At 46.3% G+C, this 12,144-nt stretch carries 6 protein-coding genes; 5 read left to right on the top strand and 1 reads right to left on the bottom strand.

What is annotated here, in order from left to right; translation table 11 throughout:
- Window position 1 precedes the first annotated feature (1 nt).
- Window positions 2-1,777 carry an arylsulfatase gene (locus DN752_RS05255; RefSeq protein ID WP_245949467.1) on the top strand — a complete coding sequence of 592 codons (1,776 nt, stop codon included), beginning with the start codon at window positions 2-4 and terminating at the stop codon, window positions 1,775-1,777.
- A 151-nt stretch (window positions 1,778-1,928) separates the two neighbouring features.
- On the opposite strand, the gene DN752_RS25125 is transcribed toward DN752_RS05255, so the two are convergent.
- Window positions 1,929-2,063 (bottom strand): hypothetical protein, encoded by a 135-nt coding sequence (locus tag DN752_RS25125; protein WP_262511694.1) that lies wholly within the window; start codon window positions 2,061-2,063, stop codon window positions 1,929-1,931.
- A gap of 39 nt (window positions 2,064-2,102) precedes the next feature.
- Here DN752_RS25125 and DN752_RS05250 point away from each other — a divergent pair, with 39 nt between their 5' ends.
- The 4 genes from DN752_RS05250 to DN752_RS05235 all read left to right on the top strand — a co-directional run bounded on the left by DN752_RS05250 (window position 2,103) and on the right by DN752_RS05235 (window position 12,141).
- Complete coding sequence (locus tag DN752_RS05250) at window positions 2,103-4,634, top strand: glycoside hydrolase family 2 TIM barrel-domain containing protein (protein WP_112782978.1); 2,532 nt, start codon at window positions 2,103-2,105, stop codon at window positions 4,632-4,634.
- A 5-nt stretch (window positions 4,635-4,639) separates the two neighbouring features.
- On the top strand, window positions 4,640-7,195 hold the full coding sequence (locus DN752_RS05245; protein WP_245949466.1) for a glycoside hydrolase family 2 TIM barrel-domain containing protein: 2,556 nt from the start codon (window positions 4,640-4,642) through the stop codon (window positions 7,193-7,195).
- A 29-nt stretch (window positions 7,196-7,224) separates the two neighbouring features.
- Window positions 7,225-8,868: a sodium/sugar symporter gene (locus DN752_RS05240; RefSeq protein ID WP_112782976.1), complete on the top strand. Its 1,644-nt coding sequence runs from the start codon at window positions 7,225-7,227 to the stop codon at window positions 8,866-8,868.
- Between the two features lie 198 nt (window positions 8,869-9,066).
- Complete coding sequence (locus DN752_RS05235) at window positions 9,067-12,141, top strand: SusC/RagA family TonB-linked outer membrane protein (protein WP_112782975.1); 3,075 nt, start codon at window positions 9,067-9,069, stop codon at window positions 12,139-12,141.
- The last annotated feature ends 3 nt before the right edge of the window (window positions 12,142-12,144 follow it).

The raw sequence follows: 12,144 nt of genomic DNA, 5'->3' as shown, positions 1-12,144 counted from the left end.
CATGAGACCAATTGCCCTGTGCCTTTTACTGAGCCTTTTTACGACGGTTGTTTTTGCCCAAAAAGCCGATAAGCAGCCCAATATTATTGTCGTCATTACCGATGACCAAGGCAAGAACGACCTTGGCTGTGAAGGAAATCCAATAGTGAAAACCCCTTCTATCGACCAGTTTTATGAGGAGTCCGTAAGGCTGATCAATTTCCATGTATCCACCACCTGTGCGCCATCCAGAGGAGCCTTGATGACAGGAAGACATACCAATCGCTTGAATGTCTACCATACCATTTCAGGCAGGTCCCTGCTGTTTGAAGACGAGGAGATCTTGCCCCAAGTTTTGGCACAGAACGGTTATGTAAATGGGCATTTTGGAAAATGGCATCTAGGCGATAATTATCCTTTCAGGCCAATGGACCGAGGGTTTCAGGAAGTAGTGAGGCATGGGGGAGGAGGGATTACCCAAGGGCCGGATTATTGGGGCAATGATTATTTTGATGATACTTATTGGCATAATGGGGTACCGACCGAATATGAAGGATACTGCACCGATGTCTTCTTTTCGGAAGCGCTTCGATTTATTGAAGAAAACAAGGACAGCCCTTTCTTTTGCTACATTTCCACGAATGCTCCCCATGGCCCTCTCAATTGCCCAGAGGACTATCTCGATATGTATAAGGACGTAGCGGGGCTTTCAGAAAATCATCAGCGGTTTTATGGGATGATTTCCAATATCGATGATAATTTTAAACGATTACGGGACAAGTTGGACCTGTTGGGGCTAAGTGAAAACACCATTTTGATATTCATGTCAGACAACGGTACTGCAGGTGGAAACAAGGTCTATGATGCAGGCATGAGCGGAGCCAAAGGATCTGTGATGGAAGGCGGACACCGTGTGCCCTTTTACATAAAATGGCCAGCCAAAGGCATCCAAGGCGGAAAGGACGTCGGACAGTTGACCGCGCATTTTGATGTCCTTCCGACCTTAGTGGACTTACTTGATCTTAACTACACTCCCTCCAAGAAATTGGACGGAAAGAGCCTGGAGCCCCTGATGACCGACGAAAAACCGGAATGGCCCAATCGGGTGCTCTATGTGGATACGCAGCGGAAAGTTAACCTTACCAAATACAAGGATTATGCAGTGATGGACGAAAAGTGGAGATTGGTGAACGGGGATGCCCTGTATGATATGGGCACAGATCTAAAGCAAACTACCAATGTGATCGACCATCATCCTGAAGTGGCCGAGAGATTGGCCTTGGGCTACGAAAAATGGTGGGAGTCGATAATTGCCGAAAAATCCGATGAAAAATACGCCTATATCAAAGTAGGGACACCTTATGAAAACCCCGTTCGGCTAATGTCCCATGATATATTGACGGGGGATTTGGGCTTGGCCTGGCACCAGTTTGGAGCCATTGAGCCTAGCCCGGCAGCAGGGGTATGGAAAGTGGAGGTCATGGAAAAAGGAACTTATCAAATCAAATTAAGGAGATTTGCTGAAGAGGCTGATTTGGCGATCAATGCCACTTTTCCCCAAGCGGAAGACCAAAGGCGAATTCAGAAAGCACCACCAGCCAGTACAAAAGATGATTTTTCAGAAGCCTACCTGTCCCTTGCAAGTTTTAGAGAGACGGCCGCTATTCCAACTAATGCAAAGGAAGTGGTATTCACCACTGACCTAAGTCCAGGGAAATATGACCTAGAAGCACGCTTGATCGATAAAGCAGGAAAATTCTACCCCGCTTATTACTTGTACTTTGAAAAAATAAGGTAGCGCTATAGTCGGTGTTTTATCCTTTATTGTTCTAAAAATAAAGATTGGATAATAATCAGGTACATGATAGCATAGTTTTATGTTAAAATAAGCAAAGCATATCCCATTCATTTTGAGCAATATTGTACTTGGCTCCGGTAATAAGTAAATGCTACCATCCGCCATCTGCATTGGGCGCTTCGTAGTGGCCTGAAGCAATTTCAGGCCGCACTACCTGTGCGTCGTGGTGTAGATCGGCTAGCGCATATTCTGGGTTCAATGACCCATGGGATAGTTGCCAAGCCATAGTACCCAAACCCTAATTAACCCTAAAAAATGAACCAAAATGCCTAATACTAGAAGTCGTTTCCTGTTGGTGACATTTTTTTTATGCTTATGTTTTGTGTCCAAGGCGCAGCACCATAGAGAAACCATCCGTTTTAATCAGTCGTGGCTTTTTGCGATGGGTGACATGGAAAACCCTCCCGAGCAAAACTGGCAATCGGTCACGTTGCCCCACGACTGGAGTATCCGAAAAGGGTATTCGGTATCCAATACTGCGGCGAGTACAGGTTTTGTGCCCGGAGGGATAGGCTGGTATAAGAAGGCGTTTCAAGTAACTGAAGAAGACAGGGGAAAGGCTATTTCCATTGAGTTTGATGGGGTGTATTGCAATTCGTCAGTATGGATAAATGGTCATTTACTTGGCTATAGACCAAACGGCTACAGCTCTTTTTCTTACGACCTGACACCTTATATAAAAGCAACCAATGAGCTCTTGGTCAGGGTGGACCATTCTTCCTATGTAGATGCCAGGTGGTACACAGGTTCGGGGATTTACCGCAACGTCCGTCTCGTAAAAAAACACCCGATACACATCACCCAATGGGGTAATAAAGTCACTACTGACATACTCAAGGATGGTGCTGCAGACATCTATGTCGCCACCAAGGTGGAGGGTATCCGACACAAAGACTCCTTGACAGAGGTGTTTTACGAACTTATTGATCCATCCGGAAAATCCATCTCGAAGTTTTCAAGTGCCCCCAACAAAGGCAGCTATGATGCAAAGACCAGGTTGGGCAGTCCGCTGTTATGGTCTATAGAGAGCCCCCATCTTTATGAGCTTGTGGCCAAGGTAAAACAAAATGGAGAGATCGTAGACCAGACCAGCACCATCTTCGGTATCCGGTCGGTAGTCATGGATGCCGATAAGGGGTTTGTCCTAAATGGAAAACCTGTCAAAATAAAAGGTGTTAACATCCACCATGATGCAGGAGCACTAGGGGCTGCGGTGACCAAGGATACTTGGAAATACCGGCTTAGCAGACTCCAGGAGGTTGGTGTGAATGCCATTCGTCTGGCACATAATCCCCATAGTCCGGAGTTGTTGGACTTATGTGACGAAATGGGATTGTTGGTGATGGGCGAGTTTTTTGATGAATGGCAGCGACCAAAAGGCAAGAGCCTGGTTTATCTCGGTGACAATGCCGCTAAGGGAGAAATAGCTTCGGGATATTCCGACCACTTCTGGGAATGGGCAGAAAGGGACCTTAAAGACCTTATTCATCGGGATTATAACCACCCATCTGTGGTCATGTGGAGTATTGGCAATGAGATAGAGTGGACTTTTCCTGCATACACAGAGGTGTTTAACCAACTCAATCCCGAGCTGGATGTGCATACCCAAGTGCCGGTGTTTGAGCCATCAAAGGTAAAAGAAGCCTTTGATGAAGTGACAGGGGGATTTGATTCACTTGCTTACGTAGCTCAGCAGCTTAGCCGATGGGTAAAAGAAGTGGATACCACCAGGGCGGTGACCTGTGGGAGTGTCCGTCCCTCGATCTCGATGGTGAGCGGATATGGCGATGCAGTGGATGTGTTGGGGCTTAATTATAGGGCGATGTGCTATGCACCTGCACATGCCACTTACCCAACCAAACCCCTGATTGGTTCGGAGAACTGGGGGACATATGAAGAGTGGAAAAGTGTGGAGGATAAACCCTACATCATGGGGATATTTGCGTGGACGGGATTTGCTTATATGGGAGAAGCTGGGCCTTGGCCGAGAAAAGGCCTAAATCTATCATTTTTTGATTTTGCAGGCTTCAAAACACCCCGAGGGCATTTCTTCGAAACATTATGGAAGCCAGCACCAAAGGTGTATGCCGTGACCACCAAGCAGGAGGATGCTGAGTTCTCGGTGGATAACCAAGGCAATTGGGATTTTGAAATGCAAAAAACGCCACCACCAGTATGGAGTGAGCTCCGAAAATGGGAGTGGTATCCTGTAAATGAGCATTGGAATTATTCGGCTGGAGATACGGTAATCGTTCAGGTATATACGAATTGTGAAGAAGTGGAGCTTTTTTTAAATGACCAGAGCCTAGGGAAACAAGCTTTGGCGAATAACCTGGATGATCATATCCTAAAATGGAAAGTCCCCTACATGGCTGGAGAGCTAAAGGCCATTGGTTACGATGAAGGAAAGGAGGAGACCCGGTTTGACTTGACCACCAATTCCCCTCCTACAAGCATCGTGCTGGAGTCTGATGTAGCAAATTTAGGGAGAGGCATGGAGGATCGTGCTCATATTGCCGCTAAAATATTGGACAGTAATGGTAATGAAATCAGGGATTTGTCCTTGCCCATCACCTTTCATGTATCTGGAGGGGCAGCATTGGTAGCGGTTGATAATGGTTGGGAAAAGAACGTCCAGGATCACTATAAGCCGACATTATATACCTACAAGGGAAGAGCTCTTGGGATCATTGCCCCGAATGGGGAAGACCAGCCGGTCCAAATAAAAGTAACTGCAGAAGGGATGGAAAGTGAACCCCTCACGATAAACCTAGAAAAGTATACTATCCAAAAATGAAAACCATGACAATTAAAAACAACATTTTCTTAGCCTGCTCGATAGTGGCTGTATTGTGGATATGGTTTGCGGGACCTGTCCAAGGCCAAGGAAAAAGGGAAATGGACTTTAACGAAGGTTGGTTCTTCAAATTGTCCGAAGAGGACATGCTATCAAAACCAATATCCGAAGATTGGCAGGCTGTTCGCTTGCCGCATGACTGGAGTATCGGTCAAGCTTACGACACCCTTCATTTAGAAGGGGCTACGGGCTATTTGCCAGGCGGGATAGGCTGGTATAAGAAGGAGTTCTATTCTCCCGAACAAGGAGATGAGATCAATTCGTATTTGCTTTTTGATGGTGTCTATAACCACAGCAAGACCTACATCAACGGTCAGCTGCTGGGGTATCAGGCCTATGGATACAGTCCGTTTTATTTTGACATAAGTCCCTATCTAAATCCTCCTGGCCAAAAAAATACCCTGACTGTAAAGGTGGACCGCAGTCGCTATGCAGATAGCCGCTGGTACCCCGGGGCTGGAATTTATAGGAACGTCAAAATGATCCAGACAGGAAAATTCCATATTCCCGTTTGGGGTGTCTTTGTCACTACACCGGAGATCGATGGTGACACAGCCAGCTTGGCGGTGCAATATCAATTGAAAAATGACCATCCCCAAACGAAAGAAGCAAGGCTACTTTTGGAAATAGCTGGCCCCAGTGGCGAAGTGGTGAAGAAGGAATCATGGAGCATTAGCCAAAGCAGCGGAAGCAAGGAGACCCATCAAAAGAAAATCACACTGCACGATATAAAAAGATGGGGGATCGACCAACCTAATTTATATCAGTTGTCGCTTACGGTGAGTGTAGATGGGGAAAAGCAAGATGAGTATGCTACCAGTTTTGGTATTAGGGAGTTTTACTTTGATGCAGCTACCGGGTTTTACCTCAACGGCGAGAATATGAAGATAAAGGGGGTTTGCCTGCATCATGATGGTGGATTGGTAGGCTCGGCAGTGCCTAAAGATGTATGGAGACGACGACTGGCCTATCTGAAAGAGGCGGGGTGTAATGCTGTTAGGATTTCCCATAACCCCGCTGCTGAAGAGTTATTGGACTTATGTGATGAAATGGGGTTTTTGGTGCAGGATGAATTTTACGATGAGTGGGATTATCCAAAAGACAAGCGGCTGAACATGAATGAGCAGCATGACGACTATATCAGCAGGGGCTCGGCAGCGTACTTTCAGGAAAATGCAGAAAAAGACCTCAAAGCTACCGTCCGGGCACATCGAAATCACCCCAGTATCTTTCAGTGGTCCATAGGGAATGAAATCGAATGGACCTATCCCCGAAATAAGCTCGCTACGGGATTCTGGGATGCCGATGCAGGAGGGAATTATTTTTGGAATCCTACCCGACTTAGTCCTGAGCAAATCAAGGCCCGCTATGATTCACTTCCTGCAAAGGACCATACTATTGGAGCTACTGCGCAGAAGCTCTCTGCTTGGACCAAGGAGCTGGATACCACAAGGGTGGTGACGGCCAACTGTATATTGCCTTCGGCCAGTTATGTGACCGGCTATGCCGATGCCTTGGATGTCATTGGGTTCAGTTATAGACGGGTAATGTATGATTATGGCCACAAGAATTTCCCTGATTTGCCCATCATGGGAACTGAAAACCTGCCTCAGTGGCATGAGTGGAAAGCAGTGATGGAAAGGCCGTTTATTTCAGGGCTATTTCTGTGGACTGGAGTGGACTATATGGGCGAGGGGCACCACCGTGAAGGGAGTACAGCAGCCCGTATCCGTGGCGCGAGAAGCGGACTGCTGGACTATGCAGGCTTCAAAAAGCGGGCTTACTATATGATGAAATCCCTGTGGACCGAAGAGCCAGTCATCCATATCGTCACCCAAACGATGGATAAATCTACTTTTAGGTATGACGTAAACGAAAAGAAGGTAGTAGAAAAGAAGCCTGGTGCTTGGAAGCACGCAATATGGTATTGGCCGGAAACCAATCAGCACTGGAATTATAAAAAAGGGGACAGTGTCATTGTCGAGGTCATTAGCAATCTTCCTTCCCTGGAGTTGAGCTTAAACGGTCAATCTCTGGGCAAGAAGGATTTGGAAGATTTTGATGATAGGATATACAAGTGGATGGTGCCTTACGGTGCTGGAAGCCTCAAAGTGGAAGGCAGAAATAACGGGCAATTAGCGACCCAATTTCTCCATACCGCTGGAGAATCCGCTAACGTTCGGCTGCAGTTGGACCAGCGATATTTGGAGGATGATGGCAGTTCGGTAGCCCACGTGGAGGTTCAGCTTGAGGACCAGAAAGGGTTTCCAGTATATCACCGTGATGAGGAACTGGAAGTAACCGTGGATGGACCATTGGAGCTGTTGGGAGTGGACAATGGGAGCCCTACCAACTTTACCCACCCATCTTCATCGCGGATCAAAACTTCCGAGGGAAAGGCATTGGTAATTGTCCAGAGTATAAAAGGCCAAAAAGGCACAGGTACCGTGGAGATTAAGGTAAACGACCAGTCGTTCAGGCAGTCCATCACGATAGATTAAGAGAAAACCATACTATAAATAACAATCAAATGGATTTTAATACGCTTGATATAATTATTTTCACGGCATACTGTCTGCTGATTATTGGGATGGGGCTTTTTGTGTCCAGAGAGAAAAAAGGACATGAAAAGAATGCCCAAGATTACTTTTTGGCGAGCAAGGCATTGCCATGGTGGGCAGTAGGCGCTTCACTGATTGCTTCCAATATTTCAGCTGAACAGTTCATAGGGATGTCAGGGTCTGGATTTGCGCTTGGTCTGGCGATCAGCACCTATGAATGGATGGCGGCGGCCACATTGGTGGTGGTAGGGGTGTTTTTTCTGCCCATCTACCTGAAGGAGGGCATTTACACGATGCCACAGTTTCTGCACAGGAGGTACGACAGTAGGGTAAGACTGCTCATGGCCGTATTTTGGCTATTGATCTATGTGTTTGTAAACCTTACGTCAGTGCTGTATTTGGGAGCGCTGAGTTTACAGACCATCATGGGGGTTCCGCTGGAATACGGGATTTATGGATTGGCATTCTTTGCAATGGTATACTCCATCTATGGAGGGCTTAAAGCGGTAGCTTGGACCGATGTGGTCCAAGTGTGTTTCTTGGTGGCTGGTGGCTTGGCGACTACGTATTTGGCACTGTCCATGGTCGGTGAAGGCAGTGTTTGGGATGGATTGGGTAAGCTTCGGGAGGCTGCGCCAAAGCATTTTTCGATGATTGTCCAAAAAGGGGAAATGATGATTCCTGATGGAGAAGGAGGAGCGAGGGATGCTTACCTGGACCTGCCGGGACTTAGCGTGCTGATAGGGAGTATGTGGATCATTAATTTGACGTATTGGGGGTGTAACCAGTACATCACCCAACGGGCATTGGCCGCAAAAAGCCTAAACGAAGCCCAAAAAGGGATGGTGTTTGCCGGCTTTTTGAAATTACTGATGCCTTTGATCGTAGTGGTTCCAGGGATAGCCGCCTATGTCATCGTCCAAGAAGGGATCGATGTGCCTTTTGTACAAGCCATGACGGATGCATCCACGTCCAGCATAAAGTCCGATAAAGCCTATCCGGCCCTGCTTCAGTTATTGCCGTCTGGGTTGAAAGGGTTGGCTTTTGCAGCGCTTACAGCTGCTATTGTCTCTTCATTGGCCTCCATGACAAACAGTACTTCCACTATTTTTACAATTGATATTTTTAAATCCTATATCAATAAAGGAATTACAGAGCGCAAACAAGTTACTGTGGGGAGGTTAACGACCCTAGTGGCTTTTGTGGTGGCGGCATTGGTGGCACCACAGCTAAGACAGCTAGATCAAGCCTTCCAGTATATTCAGGAGTACACGGGATTTGTGTCACCTGGTGTATTTGCCATTTTTATGTTTGGGTTCTTTTGGAAGAAAACCACTTCCGATGCAGCGATGACGGCAGCGATACTCACGATTCCCTTATCGGCGATGTTCAAGTTTCTGACTCCCTCGCTTCCATTTATCGATAGAATGGGGGTGGTATTTGTGATCCTAGCGGTATTGATGGTGGTTATCAGTTTGGTACAGGGCAAAGGAAAAGACAGTCCCAATGCCATTGAAATCGATAAGAAGCTGTTCAAGACGAGCTCAACCTTCAAGGTAGGAGCAGCTATAATCATCTTGGGACTCGTGGTATTATATGCCGTCTTTTGGTGATAACCATGCAGACTAGGTATATGCCCAATGAGTGATTGTTCTTGTTTTTTATAAAGAAACATTTGTTTCAATCCTAAAAACATATGGGGCAAGCTATGGAGTGCCTTAGATATACCTTTATAATGCTGAACCCTTCTGAAGATGATATTCTGATCAAGGAGTCAGTTTAATTAAATAAACCTAATAACCCAATTCAGTATGAAAAAAGCTCTACGCACCATGAAGGTGTTAGTTGCCCGTAAAAGCAAGATCTTGCTTTGCTTGCCCATTTATTTTATTGCCCTACTATCCTATGGGCAAAGTCAAAAAATCTCGGGAAAGGTCACTTCATCTGCTGATGGCCAACCATTGCCCATTGTAAACATTCTTGAAAAAGGCACTTCTAACGGAGCTGTGGCAGATATGGATGGGAGCTATACCATAGAAGTCAGCGGCCCAGAAGCTGTTTTAGTATTCAGTTCCATTGGTTTCCTAAAAAAAGAAATCACTGTCGGAAACCAAACGACCATTGATGTGGCCTTGGAGGAGGATGTACAGTCCCTGGATGAGGTGGTGGTCATCGGTTATGGCTCACAAAAAAAGAGTGACCTGACCGGATCCGTAGGTACTGTTTCATCAGAAGAGATCAACAAATATACTAATGCAGATGCTACCCAAGCGATCCAAGGACGTGTCCCCGGTGTCAGGGTAGATGCGAATGGCGGCACGCCAGGCGCCAACTCCATCGTCACCATCCGTGGTACAGGCACCATGTCCGACTCCGGTCCTCTGTATGTGATAGACGGGATGCTTACCAATAGCATGGATATGCTCAACCCGGCAGATATAGAATCGGTCAGTGTGTTGAAAGATGCCTCTGCCAGTGCGATTTATGGCTCTAGAGCAGCCAATGGTGTCATTATCGTGACCACCAAAAAAGGCACTAAGGGAGAGATTAAAGTCGATACGGATTTTAGCTATGGATGGCAGAAAGCAGTCAATACCATCGATTGGGCCAATGCCCAGGAATATGCCACTATCAGAAACATGGCCAACGATAATGATGGTACTCCTAGGTCACCAGCAAATGATAGCCAGTTTGATCCTTCCATTGATAGTGATATCCAAGCTGCCAATCTCCGAGTGGCGCCTATATTTAACGGTAATATCAGGGTGTCAGGCGGTGGAGAGAATGCTACATATAGTATCTCTGCCAATCACCTGGATCAAGTAGGTATTGTACAGGAGTCTGATTACACCAGAACAAATATCCGTGCCAATTCCACTTTCACCAAAGGGAGGTTTAAGCTAGAAGAAACCATCGGACTTACCCGAACGGTAAATAACCCCAATAATTACTTTAACCAAGAGCGTGATTTATTGCCTACGATTCCCATATATGACGAAGAAGGGAATTTCACGGCCTCTTCCATGCCTGATGGTGGTACTTCTATTTACGGCATAGGCAACATCACCAACTCACTGGGGCTGGCATCTGTAGAGGACAGGACCGTCACACGAAACAGTGTGTTGGGGAATATAGCCGCTTCCTTCGAAATCATTGATGGGCTTACGTACAAATTGAACCTGGGGCTGGATCAATACAGCCAAAACAATTATACCTTTACTCCGACATTTTTCTTTAATGCCACCCTATTGGGAAGACAGGATTTTGCCGAACTAAGGGAAACCAATACGAATTTCCTATCATCTCTGGCAGAGAATACCTTGAACTTTTCCAGGGTCTTTGGCGATCATTCCCTGAATTTATTGGCGGGGTATACTACGCAGAAGACCCACTCTCGATCACTCGGGATAGTAGCCACAGGGTTTCCAAACAACGAAGTCCGTGTGGCTTCCGCAGCCGAAAACAGGGCGCAAGCACCATCTAGGGATGTCACCACTGGTCTTCGTTCTTATTTTGGCAGGGTAAATTATTCCTATGACAGCAGATACCTACTTACTGCTACCATTCGCCGGGATGGATCATCTCTCTTTAGGGAAGACCTCAGGTGGGGGACCTTCCCATCTGTTGCCTTGGGTTGGAATATCAGCGAGGAAGATTTTATGGAGGACATTACTTTTCTGTCTGATCTAAAAATCCGGGCAAGTTATGGTGAGTTGGGATCCAATAATGTGGCTGCTTATTCCATAGATCCAGAAATGAACCTTTTTAGTGAGGCCATTTTGGGAGAAGGACAAAATAGGGTGCCAGGAACATCGATCACCAAGCCTGTCAATAGGGATATCCGCTGGGAGACCACTAAAACAACGGATATAGGACTTGAATTCAGTATGCTAAATAACCGTCTTCAATTTACGATGGATTATTTCAACAAAAAATCAGAGGACATTCTCCTGAGCATCACCGTACCAAGGTACACGGGATTGGATGGAAGAGTGCCCAGCAATGTAGCCACTATCGAAAACCGTGGCTTTGAGTTCAGTACAGTTTATAACCAAATGGTAGGAGAGGTAAACCTGAATTTGGCGGCCAATTTTACAGTGCTTGATAATGAAGTGACCGAGCTAGGAATACCAGACCCCATATTTGGTGGAGGATACAGCTCTAATGGACTAAGTGCTACCCTTACAGATGTGGGGCAGCCGGTAGCTTCCTTTTTTGGCTACAAAGTGCTAGGGATATATCAATCCGATGATGAAGCGATCCAAGATGGCCGTACTGACGGTGCCGGAGCCGGTGATCTTCGCTTTCAGGATACCAACGGTGATGGAGCACTTACAGAAGATGATCGCGTCTTTTTGGGTAGTTCTATCCCGAATTTTGAATATGGATTTAATGTGAACGCGAGCTGGAAGAATTTCGATTTGAGTTTGTTCTTCAATGGAGTGTCAGGAAACAAGATCCTGAATGGGAATCGCTACAGGGGGTACTTTGATACGGAAGGAAACTACCTGGCCGATGCCATGAATGCTTGGACACCGGAAAATACCGATACGGATGTTCCGCAGATGACCTTACTGGACTTTGGGTTTAACAGGCGAATGTCCGATTATGTGTTGGAAAGTGGCGCCTACTTTAGGTTGAAGAACCTTCAGATTGGTTACACCTTGCCAGAAGTGCTGACGGAGAAGCTGAGGATTCAGCGGTTGAGGGTGTACAGTTCCTTGCAGAATGTGTTTACTATCACTAACTACACAGGGTATTACCCTATTGTGGGCCGAGGTAGTAGAGACAGGGGATCAGACCAGAATATCTTTAACCAAGGGGTAGATGAAAGTGCTTATCCCACCCCTAGGACTTATCAGTTTGGACTTCAGATATCATTTTAAAAA

The sequence above is a fragment of the Echinicola strongylocentroti genome (assembly GCF_003260975.1).
GTDB lineage: Bacteria > Bacteroidota > Bacteroidia > Cytophagales > Cyclobacteriaceae > Echinicola > Echinicola strongylocentroti.
This window is presented reverse-complemented; position numbering and strand designations above follow the sequence as displayed.

What these genes read in the sequence shown, in the direction of transcription:
- DN752_RS05245 (WP_245949466.1), top strand. Translation starts at nt 4,640, where the DNA reads ATGACAATTAAAAACAACATTTTCTTAGCCTGCTCGATAGTGGCTGTA.
- DN752_RS05255 (WP_245949467.1), top strand. Translation starts at nt 2, where the DNA reads ATGAGACCAATTGCCCTGTGCCTTTTACTGAGCCTTTTTACGACGGTT.
- DN752_RS25125 (WP_262511694.1), bottom strand. Translation starts at nt 2,063, where the DNA reads ATGGCTTGGCAACTATCCCATGGGTCATTGAACCCAGAATATGCGCTA.
- DN752_RS05235 (WP_112782975.1), top strand. Translation starts at nt 9,067, where the DNA reads ATGAAAAAAGCTCTACGCACCATGAAGGTGTTAGTTGCCCGTAAAAGC.
- DN752_RS05240 (WP_112782976.1), top strand. Translation starts at nt 7,225, where the DNA reads ATGGATTTTAATACGCTTGATATAATTATTTTCACGGCATACTGTCTG.
- DN752_RS05250 (WP_112782978.1), top strand. Translation starts at nt 2,103, where the DNA reads ATGCCTAATACTAGAAGTCGTTTCCTGTTGGTGACATTTTTTTTATGC.